Below are 22,970 nucleotides of genomic sequence, written 5' to 3'. Positions count from 1 at the left end.
AAGCCCCCGACGCACGCTGAGCCCGTCGAAGCGCCCATCGCCCTTCGACAGGCTCAGGGAGCGGGGCTCGGGCTCAGGGAGCGGGTCTCAGCCGCGGTCGTCGCGGTCGCGCCAGCTGTAGCTCGGGGTCCAGCCGAACAGCTCACGCATCCGCCGGCAGTCGAAGGCCGACTGCGGATCCTGGTAGTCCGCGGCGAACCGGTCGTACCCGTCGTAGTGCTCGGCCATCAGCTCACGGAGCCCACGCTTCGCCCGGGTGTCCGCGGCGGCGATCAGGCAGACCTCGTGACCGGTGCTCTCCCCCTCGACGGCCGCACGGTAGGCGGTGCCGACGTCGCGGGCGTCGATGTAGCTCCAGAAGTTGCCCTTGCTGCGGGCCGGGTCGTCCCACTCGGCGCGGAACCGGCCGTAGTCGTCGGGCGGGATGACGTTGTTGATCCGCAGCCCTACCCAGGCGGTGTCGGGGTGGGCCAGCGCGAGCGAGTCGGCGATCACCTCGCTGATGTACTTGCTCAGCGCATAGGCGTTCGGCGAGGGTCGTCGGTCGCTCTCGTCGAACGGGATCCGCCCCGGGACGACGCCGTCGGTCAGCAACCCGGTGGCCATCTCGCTCGAGGCGTAGACCACCCGGCGGACACCGAGGTCGCCGGCCGCCTGCAGCACGTTGTGCGCGCTGAGCACGTTGTTGTCGAAGACGTCGATCCGGGCCTGGCCGCTCGGGGCGGGGTTCGCGGCCAGGTGCGCGACCGCCTCGGGGCGGAACTGCAGCAGCGCGTCGTAGACGCGGCCGGCGTCGGTCAGCGGCACCCGGCAGAAGGCGCCCGGCAGGTCGAGCTCCGGCGGGTTCACCAGGTCGAGGTTGGTGACCTCGTGACCGGCGGCCGCGAGCTCACGGACCACCCACTGACCGGCCTTGCCGGACCCTCCGGTGACGACGACGCGCACGAGACCTCCTGCAGAGACGAAGATCCGGCCGACGACGGTGCCGTCCGGACCGGTAACGTCCGAACCCTACCGAGCGGTGCCTCAGCGGCCGCCGCGGCTCCCCCGGCCCTGTCGGTCGTCCTCGACGTCGCGCTCGCTGCGGATCTCGTGCCGCGCCCAGCTGCTCAGGGTGTCGGCGAAGACGCTGGTCACCACCGCCACGAACTCGGCAGCAGTCAGGCCGCCGGCCTCTTCCGCGAGCCACACGTCGACCTGGCGTTCGAGCCGTTGCCGCGCGCGGTCGGCGACGAGCTCGCGGGGGTCACGACGGAGACCTTTCGGCGTCGGGGGGACGCCCTCGGAGATCGACTGGCTCATGACCACAAAGACGTCGCGCAGCCGCCGATCGTCACGCGCGGAACCGAAGAAATCGCCGTGACCACGGGCTTTCGTGCATCCGAGGTCCGTTCCCTGTCGGAAGTAATGCCTTTTGCTCCGGCTCCGACGAAGCACCCCGGACCGTGATAGTCCGGGGTGCTCGCACGGGTTCAGCCGGCGGTCGGGGCCTTGTCGTTCTCGGTCGCCTGGGCGGCCGGGTCCGCCGCAGCCTCCCGACGACGGGTGGCCAGCAGGCTGGTGATCGTGGTGAGCACCAGGATCCCGACGATCACGACCAGGCTGACCAGCGTCGGGATCTCCGGCACCGACGGCCAGACCAGGTGGGCCCAGTGCAGCACCAGCTTGGCGCCGATGAAGCCGAGGATCGCGGCCAGGCCGTAGCTGAGGTGGACCAGCTTGGACAGCGCGCCCTGGAGCACGAAGTAGAGGGCGCGGAGGCCGAGCAGAGCGAAGGCGTTGGTCGCGAAGACCAGGTAGGGATCGCCGGTGATGCCGTAGACGGCCGGGACGGAGTCGACGGCGAAGACGATGTCGGTGGCGAAGACCGCGACCGTGACCAGGGCCAGCGGGGTCAGCGCGCGCTTGCCGCCGAGCTTGGTGAACATTTTCGGGCCGTCGTAGTCGTCGCTGACCGGCATGATGCGGCGCATCAGCCGGACCGAGCGCATCGTCGAGACGTCCTTCTCGTCGTGGTCGTGCCCGCTGACGGCGTCCTTGAGCAGTTTGACGCCGGTGACCAGCAGGATCGCGCCGAAGATCAGGAACACCCAGTCGAAGCGGGACAGCGCCGCAGCGCCGAGACCGATGAAGACGCCGCGCAGCACCAGCGCGCCGATGATGCCGTAGAGCAGCACCCGCTGCTGCAGCGCGGCCGGCACGGCGAACGCGGCCAGCAGCAGCATGAACACGAACAGGTTGTCGACGCTGAGGCTCTTCTCGACGAGATAGCCGGTGTAGTACTCGACCCCGCGCTCACCGCCGAACTGCGTCCAGATGAACACGCCGAAGGCGAGCGGCAGGGCGATGTAGAACGCCGACCAGCCGATGGCCTCCTTCATCGAGACCTCGTGCGGTTTGCGGGTGGCGAGGAAGTCGACGACCAGCAACGCGACGACGGCGCCGATGGTCGCCGCCCAGAGCATGGGCGTACCGACGGTGTCGATCTGGAACGGAACGACGGGGGTCAGAGTCACAGTGGGCTCCTCGAGTCAGGTCACGGCTCGAGGTCTCCCTCACCTCCCGCCCAGAAGGCGGTGGGCGTCCACCGGGACGCGAAGGCGCGTCGTCATGACCGATGGAACTTGTCGAGGTACTCCCCTCGCCGCTAAGTGTAGCGGGCGACGGGTCACGGTCGCCATTTCGCGTGACACCAGTGACGACTCAGTCGTCACACATGTGACATCGCCTAGCGTGGCCGGGTGAGCAGCACCACCCCCACGGCCGGATCGCCGGCGCTCCGGACCCGGAGGGCGGGCAGCGGCTTCCGCCCGCACGGCTGGCTCGACCGCGTCTTCGAGATCGGCATCGTGCTCAAGGGGCTGAACGGGCTGTCCGAGCTGGTCGGCGGTCTGCTGCTGTTGCTGGTCAGCCCGGAGCGGATCAAGGGCTGGGTGCGCCAGCTGACCCAGGGCGAGCTGTCCGAGGACCCGCACGACTTCATCGCCACCCACCTGCTGCACACCACCGACAAGCTGAACGGCTCCGCGGTCGAGTTCGGCGCCGCCTACCTGCTGATCCACGGCGTCGTGAAGATCGTGCTCGTGGTCGCGCTGCTGCGGAACAAGATCTGGGCCTACCCCTGGATGATCGGCGTCCTCGGCGCCTTCATCGTCTATCAGGTTTACAAGATCACCCTGCAGCCGTCCGCGGGACTGATCGCCCTGACGGTGTTCGACGCGCTGATCGTCGCGCTGACCGTCCGCGAGTGGCGGGTGCAGCGCCGCGACCGGGCGGCGCGGTCGGAGACCACCGACGAACCCGCGGCACCGACGGTCGGGGCCGGCGACCGTCCTGCGGGGTGAGCGGCCGGTGACCGCCCAGGAGACGGACCGCGACGGGCCGTCGCGCGCGGGGGAACGATCCCCCACGGCCCGGGCGGCCTGGCGACTGGTCGTCGGGCTCGGGGTGACCAGCCTGGCCGCCGACATGGTCTACGAGGGAGCCCGGTCGGTCTACGGGCCGTTGCTGGCCTCGCTGGGTGCCGGCGCCACCCTGGTCGGCCTGGTCGGCGGCGTCGGTGAGGCCGTGGCGCTGGTGGCCCGGTTGTTCACCGGCGCGCGCGCCGACCGGAGCGGGCGCTACTGGGGCTGGACGCTGGCGGGCTATCTGCTCACCGCTCTCAGCGTGCCGCTGCTCGCCGTCACCCCGTGGCTCGGTGGCGCGGGGCTGGCGGCCGGCGTGGCGCTGATCCTGCTCGAGCGCTTCGGCAAGGCGGTCCGCAGCCCGGCCAAGACCGTGCTGCTCGCCCGGGCCTCGCAGGTCGTCGGGCTCGGCCGCGGGTTCGGTGTCCACAAGGCGCTCGACCAGCTCGGAGCGGTGGCCGGGCCGTTGCTGGTGGCCGGACTGGCCGCGCTCACCGGCGGGCTCGCCACCGGGCTGGCGACCCTGGCCGTTCCCGGCGCGGTCTCGGTCGCCGTCGTGCTGGTGCTGCGCGCCCGCGACCGGGGCGCGGACCGCGCACCCGGCAGCGCACCCGCGAGGCCGGCGGCGCCTGGGCCGGTCCCCGGCACGACCGGCGGACTGCCGCGGACGTTCTGGCTCTACGCGATCACCGCGGCGCTGAGCACGGCGGGCCTGGTCAGCTGGGCGGTCATCGGCTACCACCTGGTGCAGAGCCGGTTGGTCGGTGCGGCCGCGGTCCCGGTGCTCTACGCGGTGGCGATGGGCGCCGGCGGGCTCGCCGCCCTGGCCGCCGGCCCGCTCTACGACCGCTGGCACGGGCGCATCCTGCTCGCCCTGCCGGTGCTGGTGATCGCGGTGCCGCTGACCGCGTTCGGGTCCGGGCTGCCGGTGGTGGTGGCCGGCGTGGTGGTCTGGGGTGCGGCGACCGGGCTGCAGGACTCGACGGTCAAGGCGCTGGTCGCCGACCAGGTCGAGCCGGCCCGGCGCGGGACCGCCTACGGCCTGTTCGCCGCCGTCCAGGGCGGAGCGGCGGTGCTCGGCGGCCTTGTGGCCGGTGCGCTCTCGGGCCGCTCGCTGCCTGCGCTGGTGGGCTACGTCGTCGCCACCCAGGTGGTCGGCGCGCTCGTCCTGCTCTGGGTGCTGCGGCGGTCACCTCAGACGCGGACCCGGCGCTGAACGGCGCCCGGCCCTCGCCGGGGCGTGACCAGAAGATCAAGACCGGCGCGGGGCCCACGGCCCGTCAACGGGTCAGGCCGGAGCCCCGCGCCGATCTCTGCGCCGTCGCCCCGCCCGACCCGCCGGAACCCCCCGGACGGAACGCGTGGCCGAGCGACGGACGTCGTGATGCCTCAGGCGCGCGAGCCACCGGTCCGGCGGCGGATGAAGCCGTAGATGATCAACACGATCAGGGCACCGACGACCGCCGTGATGAGGCCCTGGAAGCTGAAGATCTTGTCGTACTTGACCCCGAAGAGCGCGCCGCCGAGGAAGCCGCCGAGCAGGGCCCCGACGATGCCGAGGAGCATCGTGACGATGATCCCGCCCCCTTGGCGGCCGGGCAGGATCGCCTTGGCGATGGCTCCGGCGATCAGGCCGATGACGATGTAACCGATGATGGTGCCCATCAGGACCTCCTGTGTCGGCGGCCGGTCGGGCCGCGCGTGGATGCAGTCCGGGGACGCGGAACGACGACAGGCGGACGCCCGTCGTGCTGGGGTCCCTTCGCTGCCGGTTCGATCTTGCGGTGCCCGGCACGGTGTTCGGCCGGGCGGTTGGATCGACGACCGGGGGCGGTGCATCATCGATCGACATGCGGGGCGAGCAAGCCGGTGGCCGGTTCGCCCGTCTTCCCACCGCCCGGATGGACCGGTCGGCGGGTCGTCGTACCTCGTGATCGAAACCTAGGGGCTGGTGACGGCCGTGACAAGTAGGCGCCCGGACGAACCTGTGCGCTGGCTGGTGCTGCTGGCGCGACTGCCCAACGAGCCGGCCCGGCACCGGATGGCGGTCTGGCGGGAGCTCCGCCGCGCCGGGGCCATCCTGATCGGCACCTCGACCTGGGCGATGCCCGACGTGCCGGCCGGTGGCCCGCTGCTCGACCGGGTCCGCGAGCTCACCGACCGGGCCGGCGGGTCACTGGTGGCCCTGGGGGCGAGCGGCTACGCACCGCGGGACGCCGAGCGGTTGCTGCAGCGCTACCACGACGCCCGACGGGACGAGTGGACCGAGTTCGAGGCGGACTGCGACAAGTACCTCGAGGAGATCGCCAAGGAGCAGCGGATCCGGAAGTTCACCCTCGGTGAGCTCGAGGAGGAGGAGCAGAGCCTCGATCGGCTCCGGCGCTGGTACCGCGATCTCCGGCGCCGCGACGTGCTCGGCACCCCAGGGGCGAGCTCGGCCGCCGAGCAGCTCAAGCAGTGCGAGGCGACCTTCGACAGCTACGCCGAGCAGGTCTACACCGCCGTGGGCTCACCGACGACCGGTGACTGATCGCCGCTAGGTACCCTTGCGGTTACGTACCTGATCGGTTACTTTGCGGCGGTGGACGCCGTGCTGCAGGCCCTGGCCGATCCGAGCCGTCGCACCGTGCTGGAGATCCTGCGTGACCACCCGGCGACGGCCGGCGAGCTCGCCGACGCGCTGCCGATCGCCCGTCCCGGGGTGTCCCGGCACCTGCGCGTGCTCCGCGAGGCCGGCCTGGTCGACGTCCGTCAGGAGGCGCAGCGCCGGATCTACAGCCTGCGCACCGATCCGCTGGCCGAGGTCGACCAGTGGCTGGACGGGTACCGCGCACTGTGGCAGGGCCGGATGGCGGCCCTACAGACCGAGATCGCCCGAGGGAAGAAGGAACGACGATGAAGTTGACCGCCTCGTTGCACGAAGGAACCGACGGCCGGGGCTCGGTGCGGGTGGACGACGTCTTCACCACCGACGCCGCGGACCTCTGGGACGCCTGCACGCGGCCCGAGCGGCTCGCCCGCTGGATCGCCGAGGTGGAGGGCGACCTGCGACCGGACGGGACGTTCCGCGCCGTTTTCACCAGCGGCTGGGCGGGCACCGGCCGGGTCGAGGTCTGCGAACCGCCACGCCGACTGGTGCTGGTCACCCGCGAGGACGGCGAAGCCGAGGACCACCGTCTCGAGGCGACCCTGGTCCCCGACGGCGACCGCTGCCGCTTGATCATCGAGGAGTACGACCTGCCCGTCGACGAGCTGCCCGCCTACGGCGCCGGCTGGCAGGTGCACCTCGAGGACCTGGCCGCCACCCTCGCCAGCGGCGATCGCTGTGACCTCGGCGCCCGCTGGTCGGCGCTGATCGAGGATTACCGCCGCGAGCCGGTGCGCTGACCCACGGTGCCCTGAGCCTGTCGAAGGGCGTGCCGGCGCTTCGACAAGCTCAGCGCACGTTCTGCATCACGAGCCTCGGTACCGGGTGACGGGATGGCGGCACTGGACTAGCGTGCGACTCAGCCGTACATCAGGAGGATCCGATGCTGACGCTGGTGCGCGCCGTTCCCCTCGGGCAGAAGATCGCGCTCGCTGTGCTGATGGCCGTGGCCGTGTCGATGGTCGTCCTGATCGTCCTCTGCTTCGCGACGCGAGGTGCGGCGTGGACGACGGCTCCGCTGCCTTTCCTGGTCGGAGTGGAGTTCCTCGCGCTCGGCGGCAACGCGTTCTTCATCTTCCGTGCCGACCTCAGGACCTGGCCCAACCGGCGACGCTGATGGCCGCCCATCGCGGGGTCCGCGCGGCCGCGCTGACCGTCCTCGTCGTCCTCGGCGTCCCGGTCGTGCTGCTGCGCGACCACGTCGTCCAGGTCGGACTGGGGGTGTGCGGGCGGCCGCAGTTCCGCTACGACGGCGTCGTCTACGCCTCCGTCGACCCCGACGCCCGCACCACCGGCATCCGGTCGGTCGGATTCGTGACCGGCACCGGGGAACCGCAGGCGACCTTCACCACCGTGACCGGCGAGCACCTCGTCTTCGCACCCGGCCGCTGCTGAATCCGCGGGCGACCGGCAACCCGTGCGCAAGGGCTTTCCCGACCCCCTTCCGCCGCTCGGGTGACCCGGCCTAGCGTGGGGACATGACGATCACCGACGCCCGTCCGGTCCTGTCAACGTCCGATCTCGAGCAGTTCGACGAACTCGGCTATGTCGTGGTCAAGGGAGCGCTGTCCCGGGCCGAGGCCGAGCACTACCGCCAGCAGATCCTCTCGCTGGTGCCGCCGACCCTCGAGCTGCCGGCGACCTGGGGCTCGCACGACGGCCGGATCAAGCCGATGTACTCCGCCGGCAACCACACCTTCGACACCCCCGACCTGATCCCGCTGATGGCCAACCCGACGCTCTACGCCGCGGCGAGCCAGCTGCTCGGGTCCCCGAAGCTCCGGGTGCTCGACGGCTCGATCGGGATCACCCTCCGCAACGACGCGCACCGAGACACCGCGTTGAGCCAGACGCTGCACATCGACGCCTCGGTGCCCAACACGGCCGACGACTTCACCTTCGAGCCGGCCGAGCTCCAGGTGGGTGGCTGCTACTACCTGACCGACGTCGAGCCGGGCGGCGGCGGCATCCACGTCGTGCCCGGCGGGCACCGTCGGGTGGCCGAGGAGGCGAAGGCGCACGGTCCCGGCGGCCGTCACCTGCGCGAGAACTGGAAGCGGATCGAGGACATGGAGAGCATCGAGATCACCGGCGAGGCCGGCGACTTCGCGCTGCTGCACCACCTGATGCCGCACGGCGCCTCGCACAACCGGAACCCGACCACCCGGGTCGCCTACTTCGTCCGCTGGGTTCGCGAGGACCAGACCTGGGGCGCCGGAGCCAAGCCGGCCCCGGGGGCCTACAACACGCACCAGACCGAGGCGATGGGCGAGCTCGGTCGCAAGCTCTTCGGCGTGGACGACTGGTGATCGGGGCCCGATCACCTGTTGATCCTCACCCGTTGGTCATCGGGCGTTGATCATCAGGTCGTGATCATCAGGTCTTGATCAGACTGGGCGGTGACGCATCCGGTCCACGACCGTCTGCAGCCGGTTGGCGAACCCGCTCGGGATCTCCGGCGGCAGCGCGGCGATCCCGAACCAGCCGACGTCCTCGCTCTCGGCGCTGACCGTCGTCTCCGCGGCCGGTGAGGCGAACGCGACGAAGCCGAGGTCCCAGTGCGCCCGGCAGGCAAACCCGGGGCCGAGGTCGTGGCGGTCGAGGTCGACGATGTCGGGCGACGCCAGCTCGAGGTCGGCGAGCCCGGACTCCTCCCGCGCCTCGCGTCGAGCGGCCTCGGCGACGTCGCGGTCCTCCGGCTCGAGGTGGCCGCCGAACTGGACCCAGAAGCGTCCCTTGCGGTGATAGCAGAGCAGCACCCGGTCGAGCTCCGGACACAGCACGAAGCAGGACGCGGTGACGTGCTCGGGGCCCCCGTCGCGGCGGAGCGCGTCGGTGCCCTGTTCCGCGAGGAAACCGAGATAGCGGTCGCGGTCCGGGGAGGTCGGCAGCTGCCGCAGCGCGTCGAGCAGGTGGTCGAGGATCGCCCGGTCCGCACCCGGTCCGGCCGTCACGACGCGGTCACCACCGGGTCGTCGAGGAGGGCGCGGAGCACCGGCGTCCCGTCAGATCGGTCGAGCGCGACAGGATCCACCGTGATCAGCTCCTTCCACAGCGCCCAGGCCCGGGCGCGCCGCCAGCAGTCGTCGTCGAGCGCGGCGTGCTCGCGCAGCACGCGGCGGTCCGGGCCGTCGAAGTAGGTCCAGGCGATCTGCAGGTCACAGGCCGGATCACCGACCCCGCAGGTGCCGAAGTCGATCATGGCCCCGAGCGCGCCCGCCTCGTCGAGCAGGATGTTCCCGACCGCGACGTCACCGTGGAACCACACCGGGTCGTCGGTCCACACGGTGACCATCCCCTCGCGCCAGATCCGCCAGCAGGCGGCGGAGTCCACCCGGCTGCCGAGCGTCTCGAGCGCGCGCTGCACCTCGTCGGCGTACGCACCGGGGTGGCAGCCGCGGAAGAAGCTGTGCGCCCCGGCCAGCGGGCCGACCGGCGCTCCGGGCAGCCGGACGCCGCGCAGCGCGACCAGGAAGTCCCCGATCGCGGCGGCGAGGGCCGACCGGCTGGCGGGTGCGGTGGCGTCGAGCGGCCGACCGTCGAGCCAGCGCCGCACCGACCAGGGGAAGGGATAGCCGTGAGCGGGCTCTCCCACCGCCACCGGCGTCGGGATCGGCACCGGCAGCAGCGGCGCGAGCTCGGGCAGCCAGCGGTCCTCCTTGGCCACCGCGGCGACGTACCCGGCCGCGCTCGGCAGCCGGACGGTGAGCTGGTCGCCCAGCCGGAAGGTGCGGTTGTCCCAGCCCTGGCGCGGCACCGAGCGCACCGGCAGCCCGGCCCACTCGGGGAACTGGTCGGCGACCAGCCGCCGCACCAGGGCCTCGTCGATCGCGATCACGCCGACACCGTGCCAGGTCGGCGTCCGCGTTGCTAGCCGATTCCCGCGGCAAGGGCGACTCCCCTGCTCAGTCGGCGAAGTCGGTGCCCCGGCTGAGCGTCTCCCACTGGTCGATCTCGGTCCGCAGGCCGTCGAGCACGTGCCGGAAGGCGTCGGACGCGTCGTTGCCGAGCAGCAGCAGGTACGGCGGGTCCTCGGACTCGACCGCCTCGATCAGGGCCCGCGCCGCCTCGGCCGGGTCGCCCTTCTGGTGGCCGTGGACGGTGTCGTGCTCCTTGCGACGACGGCCCGCCGTCTCGGCGTAGTCGGCGATCGGTTCGGCGGACTGGGTCAGCGACCGGCCGGCGAAGTCGGTGCGGAACGCGCCCGGTTCGACCACCATCGCGGCGATGCCGAGCGGAGCGACCTCCTTGCGCAGCGAGGCGGTCAGGGCCTCGACCGCCGCCTTGACCGCGGCGTAGTAGCCCGACCCCTCGGGACAGATCCGGGCGCCGATCGACGACAGGTTGACGATCGTCCCGGACCGGCGCGCCCGCATCGCCGGCAGCACGGCCTTGATCGTCCGGACGGTGCCGAACACGTGGGTCTCGAAGAGCCGGCGGACCGCGTCGTCCTCGCCCTCCTCGACCGCCGCGCGGTAGCCGTACCCGGCGTTGTTCACCAACACATCGACTGCGCCGAAACGTTCCTCCGCGGCGGCCACAGCAGCCGCCACCTGCGCGTCGTCGGTGACGTCGAGCGCGGTGGCGAGCGCCGTCTCGGGGTAGCGGTCGGCCAGGTCGCGCACCGATTCCGGATCGCGGGCGGTGACCACGACCCGGTGGCCGCGCTCGAGGGTCGCCTCGGCGAACGCGCGTCCGAGCCCGGTCGAGCAGCCGGTGATGAGCCAGGTGGCCATGGGAGGTCCTCCGTGTCGGGGATGAGGCCCGGATGATCGGGATCGAGCGCAGGGCGGACCTCGCAGGTGCACGAAGTCCGACGTCACGACCCTAGGCGGTGACCCGAGCGCCAGGTCACACTGGCACGTGCCCTCAGAGATCCGCCGCTTCGCGGCCGCGGCCTTCGCCCCGGCCGCGCTGGTCGGCGCCTGGGTGCTCGGCGTGAGTGGTTTGCCGACGACGATCACCGGTGCCCAAGACATTCAACCGGCTCGGGAGCTGCGCGACTCCGGACACTCCGCGACGGCGACCGCCTCGCTGGTCTACCTCGAGCAGGGCAAGGGTCTGACCCTCGAACAGGTGCGGGTCCGCATCGGCCGGCGGCCGAACCTCGTCTACCTCGACGACATCAGGCGACCGGGGACGGATTTCGACGCCCTGAAGCGGCCGCCCGCACCGGGCTGGCAGCCCGCCACGCCCCTCACGGGTTACGTGGCGCCGTTCGAAGTGCTCTACCTGGAGCGCGACGACGGTTCCTACGTCGCCATGGCCCGTGCCGACGTCGAGTCCCAGGGCACCTACTGGCCGCTGCTGCGTGGCTTGGCCGAGATGGGTGCCGCCCTCGGACTCGCCGGCCTCGGCCTGCTCTGGTGGCGCCGTCAGTTCGGCGTCCCGCCTGACCAGCGCGGTTGATCACCGTTCCTTGATCATCGGCTCTGATCATGTTCACCCGGATGCTCAGAGCCGGGCGGCGGCCGCGGCGACGAAGGCGTCGAGCCGCGGCTCGGGACGGTCGTGGTCGAACGAGACCACGTTCGTCAGGTCCCAGTAGGGGTGGTAGTCCCGCGTGCCGGTCCGCTGCTGCCACAGCGCCAGGAACTCGTCTGCCCAGTCCTGGCCGAGCCGGATCGCCAGGTCGGCGCGGCAGTGCCCGATGTCCTCTTCCGGAGGACCGGCGCAGGTCGAGGTCCAGTCGACCACGCCGGTGATCACGCCGTCGGCCCAGAGCACGTTGCCCGGGTGGAAGTCGCGGTGCAGGAACACCCGGTCGCTCGGTGGCGTCGGCCCGTCCCAGAGCGCATAGGCGGTGAGCCAGGCCTCGGGATGACGGCTCCAGGCCGGCGGCGTCCGGGCAGCCGGGGCGTAGGGCGCCCAGTCCGACAGCGCGGGAGAGACCGGGATGGCGTGGATCCGGACCGCCAGCTCGGCCAGTGCCCGCAGCCAGGCGGTCCGGTCCGGCGGGTCCCAGACCGGAGTTCCCGGGAGCGCCGTCATCAGCGTCACCGGACAGCCCAGTCGCGCTCCCTCCGGCTCGCTGGCCAGCAGCTCGGGCGCCGGGACGCCTGCCGCACCCGCGCCGACCAGACGGAGGGCCAGCGCCTCGTTGCCGGGGATCTCCGGCTCCTCGCGGACCCAGTCGAGCACGTACCGGCGGAGCACCAGGCGGTCACGCGGCGGCGCTGCGGTGGTCGTCACCAGGTGGATCGCCGAGGACGTCCCCCCGAGCAGCGCACGCTGGTCCAGCACCGAGGCGCCGACGACGTCCTCGACCCAGGCGATCGCCTCGGCCGGCGCCGGCGCGGTCAGCGCCACCCGGAGGTCCGGTGCCAGGTCGTAGCCGTAGATCGTCCGCTCGTCCTCCGCCACGGCTCCAGTCTGGACGTGGTCAGGAACGCGTCCGCGCCACCGCGTCCGACGAGACGAAGCTCAGCCGCGCCGACGGTGCCGCGACCCGCAGCGCGTCGGCGATCGTCTCCGGCAGTGGGCAGCCCTCGACGGCGACCAGCACCGTCCCGTCCACGCCGGCGTGCCGGGTGACCGGCCGGCGGTGCGTGCCCAGGCAGTAGCTGGCCCGGGCGGCCTCGAGCTCGCTGGCCACGGCGTAGACGTGTGTCACGTCGACGAAGCTAGGCGCCCGGCGTGACCGTCGGGTGAACACCGGACCACCCCGGCCTGCACGCGGGACGAACCCGGTGCGAGCCTCAGCCTGCGGCCGGGAGCGGCTGGTTGAGGAACCAGCGGTGGCCGAACGGGTCCCGGAACACGGCGACCCGACCGACCCCCGGAGTGTCCTCCGGCCCGCGGGCCAGCGTCTGCCCGGACGCCACCACCCGCGCGGCGACCAGGTCGACGTCGTCGACGCCGAGGTGCAGGGTGACGCACGCCCCGCGCCGCGGATCGGGCGGGGCGACGTCGGCGGAGGCGAACGCGTCGGACATCATCCAGCGCGCTCCGCCGACGGAGAGCTCGCAGTGGCCGACCGCGCCGTCGTCCATCACGATCGGCTCGACGGTCAGCTCGGCACCGAGCACGTCGCGGTACCAGTCGATCGCGGCGCGCGAGTCGTTGACGCAGATGTACGGAGTCAGTTCGCTCATCGGTCCTCCTCGAGGTGGTGCGGTTCGGGCAGCGGCGTCTGGAACGACCAGAGGTGGCCCTCCGGGTCGAGGACGCTGTATTCGCGGTAGCCGTAGGCCTGGTCGGTCGGCGGCTGGGTGATCACCGCACCGGCCGCGACGGCACGGGCGTGGTGGGTGTCGACGTCGTCGACGTGGACGGCGAGCGCGGCGGTGCAGAACCCGTTCAGGGCGAGCGGCGGCACCAGCCGGTGCTCGGGGGCCTCGCGGTGCAGCCAGATCACGCCGTCGCCGGCGAAGACCTCGGCGTGGACGACCTGTCCGTCGTGACGGCTGACCGGCCCGGGAGCGAGCCCGAACACCTCGATCAGCCAGGAGTGGGCCGCGGCGAGGTCGCGATAGGCCAGCAGGGTGATCCGGCGGGTCGGCGTCGCCTCGTCGCCGCCCAGGCCGGACAGCAGATCGAGCAGCGCCTCGTCGCTCGGCGCCGTACCGTCGAGCAAGCGGTCCTCGACTGCCCTGACCCGCTCGCGCTGGCGGGCCAGCTCGGCGAGCCGGGCGTCGAGCTCGGCCAGGTGCCGGCGGGTGAGCGACCGCAGGTCGGCGGCGTCCGGATCGAGATCCCCGAGCCGGGTGCCGAGCCGGCGGAGCAGCCGGATCCGGTAGAGCCGGTCGAGGACAGCGTGGCTGTAGCGCCGACGACCGCCGTCGTCCCGCGCCGGTGCGAGCAGCCCGAGCTCCTCGTAGTAGCGCAGCGTGCGCTCGGTGACGCCGGTCCGGGCGGCGACCTCGCCGATCATGAGCTCCACGACGACGACGCTAGGACCTGACGCGACGTGAGGAGCAAGCATCGGTTCAGCCGGGCTCCGCGGCGTCATCCTGGAACGACGCGAGCTGGGCGAGTCGCGAGCGATCCGTGGACGGCTCCTCGTGCGCAGGTTTCGCCGTGGCAGAGAGGTGTCGAGCCCGCAACTCGTCCATCACCTCCTCGATCAGGGCGGGTCCACCGTCGCGGAGGAACTGCTGGCGCGCGCGGAGCCGTTCACGGCAGGGTCGCCAGGCGATTCCCCAGTCCCCCAGAGCCACGATGATCGGCAGCGTCTGGATCCCCGCCTCGGTGAGGCTGTAGCGCGCACGCTGCCCACGCGCTGCCGTGCCCCGGCTGAGCAGTCCGGCCTCGACCAGGCGGACGAGTCGGTCGGAGAGGATGTTGGTGGCGATGCCCTCGGCGGACCCTGCCAACAGCGCACGGAAGTAACGACGGTCGTCGAACATCACGTCCCGCAGCACGAGCAGTGTCCAGCGATCACCGAACAATTCGACGGCGGCGTTGATCGGGCAGCCCGACCGAGCATCCACGGTTTCTCCTTGACAGCCGATTCGCCCTCACTATAGTGATTGCAAATTGCAAGCACTAGGAGGAGCCAGTGGGTCGGTTCGTCTACTGGATGAACGTGTCGCTGGACCTGCGGATCGAACAGGTCCCGGGTGATCACGGTGCCGGCGAATGGCTGCGCATCGACGAGGAGCTGCACCGGGAGTTCAACGCCCGTGCACAGAGCCTCGCGATCATGGTTCAGGGCAGGGTCGTCTACGAGATCATGGAGCAGTACTGGCCCCGGGCGATCGACGACGAGTCACTCCCCGACGTGCTGCGCGAGTACGGCGCCATCTGGACGTCGAAGCCCAAGGTGCTGCTGAGCCGCTCGCGCCGGGAGGCGGGCCACAACACCCGCGTTGTCGGCGGGGAGGAGGCGATCGGCCGGCTCGCCAGCCTCCGCGCCGAGACCGAGGGAGACATCGGGGTCGGAGGCGCGGACGTCGCCACCCAGCTGCTTCGCGCCGATCTGCTCGACGAGCTGATGCTCTTCGTCCACCCGGCTGTGCTCGGCTTCGGACGGCCCCTGTTCGACGGCGATCTCGACCCGCTCGACCTCGACCTGCTCGAGCTGAAGTCCTTCGGATCGGGCGTGGTCATGCAGCGCTACGCGGTCCGCCCGCTGCTGCGGAGGGCCGACCGGTGAACGGCGCGACTCTGATCAGGATCAGGCCGGTCCAGGTTGCGGACCTGCTCGCGGGCGACGAGCGGATGCCGGTCATCGTCCACGTCATCGAACACCCGGCTGCGACGATCCTCGTGGACACCGGCGTGACCCAGCTGCATCCCTTGGTCGCCGACATGGACCCGCGGCTGCATGCGGTGGCGCCGGACGACCTCGATCCCGACGCCATCGACATCGTCGTCAACACCCACCTGCACTGGGACCACTGCGGTGGGAACCATCTCTTCGCCGGCAAGCCGATCTACGTCCAGCGCCGCGAGCTCGACGACGCCCTGGCCGGTGACGACTACACGATCCGTGCCTGGGTCGAGGCACCCGGAGTCGAGTACGTGCCGGTCGACGGCGACGTCGAGCTGTTTCCGGGGCTGCGGTTGCTGGCTGCACCCGGCCACACCGACGGGTCGCAGATCGTCCTGGTTGAGGACAGCGGAGGTCCGGTCGTGGTCGTCGGAGACCTCGCGATCACCTCGCATGACCTCGACGCACCGCGGACACCCGGACAACGACGGGTCCGTGATCTTCGGCCGAAGCTGGCCTGGTTGGCGCACCAGCGCGAGCCGTGGCGACCGCCTTGCGACGCCCGGGGTTGACGCGGGGTGGACGGCATCGGCGCGGGTCAGCCCGGATCGACGTCCCGCGTCACCAGCCATCGGTGCTTGCCGATCAGCCGGTCTCGGGTGAAGCCGTGCCGCTCGAAGGTCGACAGCGCGCCGTGGAACAGGAAGCCGGCCGGGACGGCGTCGGCAGGCTCGGGGTAGCCCTCCACCCGCCCGCCGCCCATGGCGGCGATCAGCTGCAGCGCCCCCGCGAGCGCGTCCGTCGCCACTCCCTGCCGGCGGTGGCCGGCGCGGACGTAGTTGCAGCCGATCCGCCAGTCGGGCGCGACGGCGGGCTGCTGCTTGTCGTACTCCCTCCGGTTCTTGATCCGGACGATTTCGGCCGGCGACCCGAACTGGCACCAACCGACGCAGAGCTCGCCGTCGAAGACCAGCGCAGCGTGGGTGCTGCCGTCGAGCACGCGCTCGTGCTTGCGCTCGCGATTCGCCTGAGCACTGCGGGTGAGTCCTTCGGCGTGCATCCCCAAGCAGTAGCACCCGCTGGGATATCCGTTGCTGCTGGCGCACAGCTCGTCGAACGCCTCCCACGTCGACGGGTCGAGCGCCCGCACCGTCCGGCCGTCCTGCACGACTGCCTCCCATGATCAACTCGGGGACGAGGACCTGTCGCCGGCGAGGAGGACCGGCACGGCTCCCACCGTAGGGGTCGGCACTGACGTCGGCACCGGATTCGCACCGTCGGGCCACGACGCGGTTGGTGGAGTCCCAGGCTCCGCCCGTGAGCGGAGCCGACCGGGTGATCAGCGCGGGAGCCGCGGTCCTGATCCTGACGATCGGGATCGTCGTCTTCGTCTCGACGAGGACCGGCAGCGCACCGTTCCGCGGCACGACACCGCTCCTGTCGGACGCCGTCGTCGCGATCGAGCTGGCGGTCCTCCCCTGGGCGTACCGCGCCGGGATTCGGCTGTGGGGGCTGTTGGCCCCGGTGTCCGCGGCCACCGTGGTCGTCGTCGGCGCCCGGCTCGATCTGCTCACCCATCGGCTACCCGTGGCCGACCGCATCCTCTCGGTCTCGACGGTCGGCATCCAGCTCGGCCTGCTCGTCGCGTTGATCGTCCTGGCCCGCCGTCAGCGGCCGAAGGTCCGGGACGACGCGACGACCGACTAGTCAGCCCGAGGACGCACTCTCGTCGACTCCGCGGACGGTGAACCGCGCGGTCCCGGGCGTCGGATCCCGCAGTGTGCGGGGTCAGGAGGTCCTAGCATCGATTCTCGTGCGGCCCCAGGACGAGCAACTCCTCGCCACGGCGCGCGACTGGTTCGACCGCGATGATCAGGTCGAGCACTACCGCGCCGAAGCCGCCCACGGTCCAACGCCTCTCGAGTCGAGAGTGCTGAACAGGTTCCCGGCACCTCCCGCCGATGTCCTCGACGTCGGATGTGGCGCCGGACGCATCGCCGTACCGCTCGCCCGCCAGGGGTATCGGGTCACCGGCACCGACGTCAGTCGCCGGATGCTCGACGAAGCCCGGGCCTGGGCAACAGCGGCGGGCACCCGTGTGAGCCTGGTCCAGGTGTCGGGTACAGAGATGCCCTTCACCGCAGCCTCGTTCGACGCCATCCTGTCCTGCAAGCAATACGGCTACCTGCCGGGAGCGGACCTGCGGAAGAACTACCTGACGAGGTTGTGGGAGCTGCTGCGCCCCGGCGGGATCCTGGCGCTCACCTCGCACGTCGTCTCGTCGGAGGCAGAGGCGCGGGCCGCACTCGACGGAGACGCCGAACACCGCGCGGCCGCGGCGCGGTTCGACGCGTTGGAACCTCTGGACACCTTCAGTGCCGGGGCTGGCTTCGTCCACTGGTTCACCCGCGACCAGCTCCTCGACGAGATCGCCGTCCTGGCCGAACCTGAGGTGCTCGAGAGCGACGGCTTGCAACTCGGCTTCGTTCTCCGTCGCTGAGGTCCCGCGACGAAAGCCTTCAGGAGACGCGGAAGACCGGCCAACCGATCTCGGTGCGCCACGCCTCGGGGTCCTCGGCGTCCGCGGGGCCGACCAGATAGCGCTCGCGCACCGGCCCGGCCACGGACATCGCGTTCTCGATAACCCAGGTGCCGAACTGCCCGTAGGTCACCTCGACCCCGTCGTGCTCGCCGACGTGGGTGGTCACCGCCAGCTCGACCGCGGGCAGGGTGACCGGGTGGACGCGTCCGGTGCGGGGCGGCGCGTCGGTCGGCAGATAGACGAGCGCCCGTCCGCGTTCCTGCTCGAACAGCGCGTTCTCGAAGGTCCCCCCGGGCGGGCCGGTGACCGCCGTGCCGACGGCGGCTCCGAGCTCGGCCATCGCGCCCGCGAACCAGGACGCCACGTCACCGTGTCGCACCACCGCCTCGACCGCCGCCACCGTCCGGGCGGGTTCGGCGCGGAGCTCCACCGCGATCGGTGCGGGGTCGGGTCGCAGCAGCCGACGCAGCGAGACGACGGCGGCCCGCGTGCGGTCCAGCTCGGCCTCCAGCCGTTGCAGATGGTCGGCGACCAGCCCGGCGCGGACCTCCGGATCCGGCGTGCGGAGGATCCGCTGCACGTCGCCGAGCGGGACGTCGAGCTCGCGCAGCCGGTGGATCACCTGTGCGGTGGGGATCTGGTCGAGGCTGTAGTAGCGGTAGCCGGTGGCCTCGTCCACCACGGCCGGCTCGAGCAGGGCGCCCTCGTGGTAGCGCCGCAGCGTCCGCACGCTCAGCTGGGTCAGCCGCGAGAACTCACCGATGGTCAGCACCTCTGCAGTCTGGACGTTCCCCCCGGGGGAGAGTCCAACGCTTGACCCTCTGTCGCGGCGAGGCCACACGCTCCTCGCATGACCCACACCGACCGTCCGACCGATCCGATCCCGACCCCGCTGCGCGACTTCCTCGCCGCCTCGATCGTCCACGACGCCGACACGGCGATGCGGTTCGTCGCCGACGACGCCGTCGTCGTCGATCAGGGCGAGACCTTCCGCGGCCACGACGACATCCACGCGTTCCTCCGCGACGCCGGCGCCGAGTTCAGCTACACCACCGAGCAGATCGGCTCCCGCCGCATCGACGACACCCACTGGGTGGTCACCCTGCGGCTCGAGGGGACGTTCCCGGGCGGCCTCGCCGACCTCGACTACCGGTTCACGCTGCGCGACGACCGCATCGCCGAGCTCGTGATCGCCAATCACGAGGCCTGATCCGCACCACCGCCTGCACCACCCACACCTGCAACACACACGGAGGAGAGAACAGTGACGAACGCAGACCCGGACCGTCTCGACGGCCGCAGAGCCCTGGTCACCGGCGGCACCAAAGGGGCCGGCGAGGCCGTCGCCCACCGGCTGCGTGAGCTGGGGGCCGACGTCTGGGTGTCGGCCCGCACGATGCCGGCGGGCTACCCGCACCCCGACCGGTTCGTCGCGGCCGACACCTCGACGCTGGCCGGGGCCGAGTCCGTCGCCACCCGCATCGCCGACGAGGGCGGCGGCGCCCTCGACGTCCTCGTGCACGTCGTCGGTGGCTCCTCGACGCCGCCGGGCGGCTTCGCAGCCGCGACCGAGGAGCACTGGCTGACCGAGCTCCACCTCAACCTGCTCGGCGCGGTCCGGCTCGACCGGGCCCTGCTGCCCGCCATGGTCGCGGCCGGGTCGGGGGTCGTGGTCCACGTCGGCTCGATCCAGCGCCAGCAGCCGCTGCACGAGGCGACCCTGCCGTACGCCGCCGCGAAGGCCGCCCTGCGGACGTACAGCAAGGGTCTGGCCAACGAGCTCGCCCCGCGCGGCGTCCGGGTCAACACGGTCAGCCCCGGTGGGATCCAGACCCTGGGCTACGAGCAGTTTGTCGACCGGATCGCCGAGGGCAACGGCCTCACCCGCGACCAGGCCCGGCAGACGATCTTCGACTCCCTCGGCGGGGTGCCGCTCGGACGCTTCGCGACCACCCAGGAGATCGCCGACCTGATCGGCTTCCTGGTGTCGGACCGGGCCGGCGCGATCGTCGGTGCCGAGTACGTGATCGACGGCGGGACGGTCCCCACGGTGTGAGAACGCGGCCGGGGCCGGGCGCCCGGCGGCGTCAGTGCGACCCGAAGCAGAACGGGTGCCCGGCCGGACTGGCCCAGACGGCGAACCGCTCGTCGCCGTCGGGGTTGTCCGCAGGAGCGCGGACCGACTGCAGCTGACGGCCGCCGAACTCGAGCGCGCGCCGGCCCGCGGCCTCGAGGTCGTCGACGTGCAGGTCGAGGTGGACCTGCTGCTGCTGCGGGCCGTCGGGCCACTGCGGCGGGACGTGGTTCGGCGCCTGCTGGACGCCCATGATCCACTCCCCGTCGACGACGATGCTGTGCCAGTCGTCGTCGCGGTGCACGGTGCCACCCAGCAGTCCGGCCCAGAAGCTGCTCTCCCGTTCGACGTCCGCGGCGTCGAACACGGTGATGCGTCGGATGATCTTCATCGCACCCTCCTCGAAGCTGATCGGGTTCTGTCTACCACCGTGGCCCCGGACGGACTCGACCCGCGCCGGTCAGTCCAGGAAGGCGCGGACCAGGGCTTTGGTGGTCCGCGCCAGCAGCTCGTCGGGCGCCGAGGGACCCGCACCCTCGCGGAAGGCCGCGGCGAGCTGCGGGTGGGTCGGGGCCGCGGCGACCAGCGCCTCGAGCGTGCGCGGTGCCGCGGCGCCGCCCGACCGGGCGAACAGTGTCGCGATGCCGGTGAGCACGCCCAGCAGCTCGAGCTTGCGCGACGAGGGGGCCGTCGTGTCGTCCATGATCACCAGGCCCTGTTCGAGCACCGCGATCGCCCGGGCGCCCGGACGGATCCCGGGCAGGGTGTCCATCAGCCAGGGATGGGCACGCAGGACGTCGATCTGGGCCCGCACCAGCGCGAGCAGGTCCGCGGCCAGCTCCCCGGTCACCGGCGGGAGGGCGAGGTCGTCCATGGCGCGGTCCGCGGCGGCCTCGACCAGGGCGTCCTTCGAGGGGTGATAGCGGTAGAGCGCCGCGGGCGCCAGCCCCAGCCGCCCCGCCACCGACCGGACGGTGACCGCGTCGAGACCGGCGGCGTCGGCCAGGCGCACGGCCGCATCGGCGATCTCGCCCGGCGTCCGCGACCGGGCCGGCCCGCGCGTCCCCCGACGCTCGTCACGCTGGCGATCCGGCACTCCCGCAGTCTAAACTGCGAACACTGTTCACAGTAGGAGGCGCAGTGGACGAGATCAGCGTTCCGGACGGTCGCGGCGGCGGGTTCCGGGTGCGGTCGACAGGCCAGGGCCCGGGCGTGGTCGTGCTCCACGGCGGCGGTATCGACTCCCGCGAGTACGAGCGCCTCGCGCGGGTGCTCGGCGAGCGGTGCACCGTCCACCTCTACGACCGTCGAGGCCGTCCCGGGGCACCGCCCTACCTCTCCGACCACACGCACACGGTCGAGACCGACGTCGACGACCTCGCGCACGTGCTCGAGGGCACCGGGGCGCGCCGGCTGCTCGGCCACTCGGGCGGGGCCTTCGTCGCCCTGCGCGCCGGACTGCGGCTCCCGGTCGAACGGATCGCCGTCTACGACCCGGGGGTCTCCGTCGACGGATCGGTCGCGAGCGCCTGGCTCGAGCCGTTCCGCGAGGCCGTCCGGCGTGGCGACACCCCGCGGGCGATGGCGCTGATGGGCGCCGGGGCCGACCCGGACGGCGCCGCCGCCCGGCTGCCGTTCGCCGTCCAGCTGCTGATGTGCCGGCTGCTGCTCCGCGCCGGGGTGGGAAGACGGATCGCCGAGCAACTGCCGACCGTGGCGACCGAGGTCGGACAGATCGTCGCGCACGACGGACCAGCGACCGACTACGCCGCGATCAGTGCGCCGACCCTGCTGGCCGCCGGCGCGCGCAGCGCCCGGTACTTCGGCACGGTCTGCGCTGCCCTCGCCGCCGCAATGCCGGATGCCGTCAGCGTCCGGATCCCCCGCGGGACCCACAACGCGTTGAACGTCGCCCGCCCCGGCGTCGTCGCACCGTTCGCCGACTTCCTGACGGGCTGACCAGGCGACGGGGCAACCGGGCGACCGGGCGACCGGGCGACCGGGCGACAGCGCGGGCCGACGCGGTAGCGCAGGTGGAGGACGTCCCGACCCGGCACCGCTTCGGTCAGCTGCAGACGTCCGGACTCGGGCTCGGCGGCGAACAGCCGCTTCCCTGCGCCCAGGACGATCGGCACCAGGGTGATCAGGTAGCGATCGACCAGCCCGGCGGCGTGCAGAGCCTGCACCGAGGACGCGCCGTGGACCAGGGCGTCCCGGTCGCCGGCCGCCGCCTTGGCGCGCGCGGCGGCGTCGGCCGGATCGCTGACGTAGTGCACCAAGCCCTGCACGGGTGTCGCCGGCGGGGTCCTCGTCAGCACGAACACGGGCACGCCGTCGTGATGATCACCACCCCACTCCCCGGCCCAGGCGGAGGTGTGGTGACCGGTGAGCACCGCGCCGGTGGCCAGCAGTTCGTCGAAGATCGCGGCGTCGGCACCGCCGGCCGGACGGTGCGTGGTCGGGTCGGCGTCGCCGGGAGCGAGCCAGGCGTGCAGCGCCTTGCCGCCGACCCCGAGACCGGCCCCGGAGCCGTCGCCGGGCGCGGCGACGAAGCCGTCCAGGGACATGGACATGACGACGACCAGATCACTCACGACTGCTCCTGCGGAGGGTTCGGCGACGGGCACTCACCGTGGTGGACCCTCGGGACAAGCCGGAGTCATCGGTCGGGCCAGCAGTCGCTCCAGTCAGGTCAGCAGTCAGGCCAAACAGTCAGGCCAAATAGTCAGGTCAGCGGGAGCGCCCCCGCCTGGGTCAACATGCCCAGCTGGTCGATGACGCCCCAGTGCTCGGCCAGCCGGTCGCCTCGTGCTCGGTACCAGTGCATCGCGGGCACCGCGAACGGGCGCCCGGTGGCGGGGATCCCGAGCAGCGGCGCGGTGTAGCTGCCGCGGGCGATCGTGTGGACGACCGCGTCGTCGCCCGAAGCGATCACGCCGACGACCTGGTAGGCGATGCCGAGCTGCTCGCCGACGAAGCGCAGGGTCGCGACGTACCCGTCGGCGCCCGTCGACGCGCCGGGAGGAGCGCCGTGATCGACGAAGTCCTCGGTCACGACGTCACGAAGCCGGTCATAGGCCCGCGTCGCCAGGATCTCCTCGACCTCGCGCGCCGCGCGTTCGACACTGAGCACCGTGACCTCCCGATAC

Annotated in this window: 33 protein-coding genes and 1 pseudogene; 16 read left to right on the top strand and 18 right to left on the bottom strand. The window is 72.0% G+C overall.

Annotated elements, in window-relative coordinates; all coding sequences use genetic code 11:
- Nucleotides 1–87 precede the first annotated feature (87 nt).
- The 3 genes from FHX74_RS00735 to FHX74_RS00725 form a co-directional block, all read right to left on the bottom strand.
- A complete protein-coding gene (locus FHX74_RS00735; RefSeq protein WP_182558187.1) occupies nt 88–945 on the bottom strand; it encodes an NAD-dependent epimerase/dehydratase family protein in 858 nt (285 codons plus the stop codon).
- Nucleotides 946–1,026: 81 nt separating this feature from the next.
- Nucleotides 1,027–1,302 carry a hypothetical protein gene (locus FHX74_RS00730; RefSeq protein ID WP_182558186.1) on the bottom strand — a complete coding sequence of 92 codons (276 nt, stop codon included), beginning with the start codon at nt 1,300–1,302 and terminating at the stop codon, nt 1,027–1,029.
- Between the two features lie 170 nt (nt 1,303–1,472).
- Complete coding sequence (locus FHX74_RS00725) at nt 1,473–2,516, bottom strand: TerC family protein (protein WP_328823547.1); 1,044 nt, start codon at nt 2,514–2,516, stop codon at nt 1,473–1,475.
- Nucleotides 2,517–2,741: 225 nt separating this feature from the next.
- Between FHX74_RS00725 and FHX74_RS00720 the strand changes: the two genes are divergently transcribed.
- Both FHX74_RS00720 and FHX74_RS00715 read left to right on the top strand, forming a co-directional pair.
- On the top strand, nt 2,742–3,344 hold the full coding sequence (locus tag FHX74_RS00720) for a DUF2127 domain-containing protein (protein ID WP_182558185.1): 603 nt from the start codon (nt 2,742–2,744) through the stop codon (nt 3,342–3,344).
- Nucleotides 3,345–3,351: 7 nt separating this feature from the next.
- On the top strand, nt 3,352–4,620 hold the full coding sequence (locus FHX74_RS00715; RefSeq protein ID WP_328823546.1) for an MFS transporter: 1,269 nt from the start codon (nt 3,352–3,354) through the stop codon (nt 4,618–4,620).
- Nucleotides 4,621–4,793: 173 nt separating this feature from the next.
- Here the strand turns inward: FHX74_RS00715 and FHX74_RS00710 are convergent, their stop codons facing one another.
- The gene (locus FHX74_RS00710; RefSeq protein ID WP_182558184.1) at nt 4,794–5,069 is read right to left on the bottom strand and encodes a GlsB/YeaQ/YmgE family stress response membrane protein; all 276 of its coding nucleotides are present in this window, start codon (nt 5,067–5,069) and stop codon (nt 4,794–4,796) included.
- A gap of 334 nt (nt 5,070–5,403) precedes the next feature.
- Here FHX74_RS00710 and FHX74_RS00705 point away from each other — a divergent pair, with 334 nt between their 5' ends.
- From FHX74_RS00705 to FHX74_RS00680, 6 genes are all read left to right on the top strand, one after another.
- Complete coding sequence (locus FHX74_RS00705; RefSeq protein ID WP_328823545.1) at nt 5,404–5,934, top strand: Chromate resistance protein ChrB; 531 nt, start codon at nt 5,404–5,406, stop codon at nt 5,932–5,934.
- A 51-nt stretch (nt 5,935–5,985) separates the two neighbouring features.
- Nucleotides 5,986–6,303, top strand: coding sequence for an ArsR/SmtB family transcription factor (locus FHX74_RS00700; protein WP_182558182.1), 318 nt, complete (start codon nt 5,986–5,988; stop codon nt 6,301–6,303).
- Nucleotides 6,300–6,791, top strand: a complete 492-nt coding sequence (locus FHX74_RS00695) for an SRPBCC domain-containing protein (protein ID WP_182558181.1) — start codon at nt 6,300–6,302, stop codon at nt 6,789–6,791. Before FHX74_RS00700 ends, FHX74_RS00695 begins: the two co-directional genes overlap by 4 nt.
- A 143-nt stretch (nt 6,792–6,934) precedes the next feature.
- Nucleotides 6,935–7,168: a hypothetical protein gene (locus FHX74_RS00690; protein ID WP_182558180.1), complete on the top strand. Its 234-nt coding sequence runs from the start codon at nt 6,935–6,937 to the stop codon at nt 7,166–7,168.
- Nucleotides 7,168–7,446 carry a hypothetical protein gene (locus FHX74_RS00685; RefSeq protein ID WP_182558179.1) on the top strand — a complete coding sequence of 93 codons (279 nt, stop codon included), beginning with the start codon at nt 7,168–7,170 and terminating at the stop codon, nt 7,444–7,446. The genes FHX74_RS00690 and FHX74_RS00685 overlap by 1 nt, the downstream gene beginning before the upstream one ends.
- A gap of 83 nt (nt 7,447–7,529) precedes the next feature.
- Nucleotides 7,530–8,360 carry a phytanoyl-CoA dioxygenase family protein gene (locus tag FHX74_RS00680; protein WP_182558178.1) on the top strand — a complete coding sequence of 277 codons (831 nt, stop codon included), beginning with the start codon at nt 7,530–7,532 and terminating at the stop codon, nt 8,358–8,360.
- Nucleotides 8,361–8,438: 78 nt separating this feature from the next.
- Here the strand turns inward: FHX74_RS00680 and FHX74_RS00675 are convergent, their stop codons facing one another.
- From FHX74_RS00675 to FHX74_RS00665, 3 genes are all read right to left on the bottom strand, one after another.
- Nucleotides 8,439–9,005, bottom strand: a complete 567-nt coding sequence (locus tag FHX74_RS00675; protein ID WP_220483358.1) for an NUDIX domain-containing protein — start codon at nt 9,003–9,005, stop codon at nt 8,439–8,441.
- Complete coding sequence (locus FHX74_RS00670; RefSeq protein ID WP_182558177.1) at nt 9,002–9,889, bottom strand: aminoglycoside phosphotransferase family protein; 888 nt, start codon at nt 9,887–9,889, stop codon at nt 9,002–9,004. Before FHX74_RS00670 ends, FHX74_RS00675 begins: the two co-directional genes overlap by 4 nt.
- Nucleotides 9,890–9,956: 67 nt before the next feature.
- Entirely contained in the window at nt 9,957–10,787 is an 831-nt protein-coding gene (locus FHX74_RS00665; RefSeq protein WP_182558176.1) for an oxidoreductase, read from the bottom strand.
- Nucleotides 10,788–10,914: 127 nt separating this feature from the next.
- Between FHX74_RS00665 and FHX74_RS00660 the strand changes: the two genes are divergently transcribed.
- Nucleotides 10,915–11,460 (top strand): hypothetical protein, encoded by a 546-nt coding sequence (locus FHX74_RS00660; RefSeq protein WP_182558175.1) that lies wholly within the window; start codon nt 10,915–10,917, stop codon nt 11,458–11,460.
- A gap of 45 nt (nt 11,461–11,505) precedes the next feature.
- Here FHX74_RS00660 and FHX74_RS00655 read toward each other — a convergent pair whose 3' ends face one another.
- From FHX74_RS00655 to FHX74_RS00635, 5 genes are all read right to left on the bottom strand, one after another.
- Nucleotides 11,506–12,414 (bottom strand): phosphotransferase family protein, encoded by a 909-nt coding sequence (locus tag FHX74_RS00655; RefSeq protein ID WP_182558174.1) that lies wholly within the window; start codon nt 12,412–12,414, stop codon nt 11,506–11,508.
- 19 nt (nt 12,415–12,433) lie between these two features.
- Nucleotides 12,434–12,664, bottom strand: coding sequence for a hypothetical protein (locus tag FHX74_RS00650; protein ID WP_182558173.1), 231 nt, complete (start codon nt 12,662–12,664; stop codon nt 12,434–12,436).
- Between the two features lie 85 nt (nt 12,665–12,749).
- The gene (locus FHX74_RS00645; RefSeq protein WP_182558172.1) at nt 12,750–13,145 is read right to left on the bottom strand and encodes a VOC family protein; all 396 of its coding nucleotides are present in this window, start codon (nt 13,143–13,145) and stop codon (nt 12,750–12,752) included.
- Complete coding sequence (locus tag FHX74_RS00640; protein WP_182558884.1) at nt 13,142–13,924, bottom strand: MerR family transcriptional regulator; 783 nt, start codon at nt 13,922–13,924, stop codon at nt 13,142–13,144. The genes FHX74_RS00645 and FHX74_RS00640 overlap by 4 nt, the downstream gene beginning before the upstream one ends.
- A gap of 55 nt (nt 13,925–13,979) precedes the next feature.
- Nucleotides 13,980–14,483: a winged helix-turn-helix transcriptional regulator gene (locus FHX74_RS00635; protein WP_182558171.1), complete on the bottom strand. Its 504-nt coding sequence runs from the start codon at nt 14,481–14,483 to the stop codon at nt 13,980–13,982.
- A gap of 68 nt (nt 14,484–14,551) precedes the next feature.
- Here FHX74_RS00635 and FHX74_RS00630 point away from each other — a divergent pair, with 68 nt between their 5' ends.
- Entirely contained in the window at nt 14,552–15,148 is a 597-nt protein-coding gene (locus FHX74_RS00630; protein ID WP_220483356.1) for a dihydrofolate reductase family protein, read from the top strand.
- Complete coding sequence (locus FHX74_RS00625; RefSeq protein ID WP_328823544.1) at nt 15,145–15,777, top strand: MBL fold metallo-hydrolase; 633 nt, start codon at nt 15,145–15,147, stop codon at nt 15,775–15,777. Before FHX74_RS00630 ends, FHX74_RS00625 begins: the two co-directional genes overlap by 4 nt.
- Before the next feature lie 26 nt (nt 15,778–15,803).
- Here FHX74_RS00625 and FHX74_RS00620 read toward each other — a convergent pair whose 3' ends face one another.
- A complete protein-coding gene (locus FHX74_RS00620; protein ID WP_182558170.1) occupies nt 15,804–16,373 on the bottom strand; it encodes a GNAT family N-acetyltransferase in 570 nt (189 codons plus the stop codon).
- 149 nt (nt 16,374–16,522) lie between these two features.
- Between FHX74_RS00620 and FHX74_RS00615 the strand changes: the two genes are divergently transcribed.
- Nucleotides 16,523–16,912, top strand: a complete 390-nt coding sequence (locus tag FHX74_RS00615) for a hypothetical protein (protein ID WP_182558169.1) — start codon at nt 16,523–16,525, stop codon at nt 16,910–16,912.
- Nucleotides 16,913–17,018: 106 nt separating this feature from the next.
- Nucleotides 17,019–17,705 (top strand): class I SAM-dependent methyltransferase, encoded by a 687-nt coding sequence (locus FHX74_RS00610; protein WP_182558168.1) that lies wholly within the window; start codon nt 17,019–17,021, stop codon nt 17,703–17,705.
- A gap of 19 nt (nt 17,706–17,724) precedes the next feature.
- Here FHX74_RS00610 and FHX74_RS00605 read toward each other — a convergent pair whose 3' ends face one another.
- On the bottom strand, nt 17,725–18,519 hold the full coding sequence (locus FHX74_RS00605; protein ID WP_182558167.1) for a MerR family transcriptional regulator: 795 nt from the start codon (nt 18,517–18,519) through the stop codon (nt 17,725–17,727).
- Between the two features lie 78 nt (nt 18,520–18,597).
- Between FHX74_RS00605 and FHX74_RS00600 the strand changes: the two genes are divergently transcribed.
- Nucleotides 18,598–18,957, top strand: a complete 360-nt coding sequence (locus FHX74_RS00600) for a nuclear transport factor 2 family protein (protein WP_182558166.1) — start codon at nt 18,598–18,600, stop codon at nt 18,955–18,957.
- Nucleotides 18,958–19,011: 54 nt separating this feature from the next.
- A complete protein-coding gene (locus FHX74_RS00595; RefSeq protein WP_182558165.1) occupies nt 19,012–19,803 on the top strand; it encodes an SDR family oxidoreductase in 792 nt (263 codons plus the stop codon).
- Nucleotides 19,804–19,834: 31 nt separating this feature from the next.
- Here the strand turns inward: FHX74_RS00595 and FHX74_RS00590 are convergent, their stop codons facing one another.
- Together FHX74_RS00590 and FHX74_RS00585 are read right to left on the bottom strand one after the other, a co-directional pair.
- Nucleotides 19,835–20,212, bottom strand: a complete 378-nt coding sequence (locus tag FHX74_RS00590) for a VOC family protein (protein ID WP_182558164.1) — start codon at nt 20,210–20,212, stop codon at nt 19,835–19,837.
- Between the two features lie 69 nt (nt 20,213–20,281).
- A complete protein-coding gene (locus FHX74_RS00585) occupies nt 20,282–20,917 on the bottom strand; it encodes a TetR/AcrR family transcriptional regulator (protein WP_182558163.1) in 636 nt (211 codons plus the stop codon).
- Between the two features lie 44 nt (nt 20,918–20,961).
- Here FHX74_RS00585 and FHX74_RS00580 point away from each other — a divergent pair, with 44 nt between their 5' ends.
- Nucleotides 20,962–21,780 carry an alpha/beta fold hydrolase gene (locus tag FHX74_RS00580; RefSeq protein WP_182558162.1) on the top strand — a complete coding sequence of 273 codons (819 nt, stop codon included), beginning with the start codon at nt 20,962–20,964 and terminating at the stop codon, nt 21,778–21,780.
- 110 nt (nt 21,781–21,890) lie between these two features.
- Here FHX74_RS00580 and FHX74_RS20855 read toward each other — a convergent pair.
- Together FHX74_RS20855 and FHX74_RS00570 are read right to left on the bottom strand one after the other, a co-directional pair.
- Nucleotides 21,891–22,394: pseudogene (locus tag FHX74_RS20855) on the bottom strand (dihydrofolate reductase family protein); the annotation flags it as partial.
- 152 nt (nt 22,395–22,546) lie between these two features.
- Complete coding sequence (locus tag FHX74_RS00570; RefSeq protein ID WP_182558161.1) at nt 22,547–22,954, bottom strand: ester cyclase; 408 nt, start codon at nt 22,952–22,954, stop codon at nt 22,547–22,549.
- Between the last annotated feature and the right edge of the window lie 16 nt (nt 22,955–22,970).

The sequence above is a fragment of the Microlunatus kandeliicorticis genome (genome assembly GCF_014137855.1).
Taxonomy (GTDB): domain Bacteria; phylum Actinomycetota; class Actinomycetes; order Propionibacteriales; family Propionibacteriaceae; genus Microlunatus; species Microlunatus kandeliicorticis.
The sequence above is the reverse complement of the archived record's forward strand: the minus strand, read 5'-3'. Positions and strand labels throughout refer to the sequence as shown.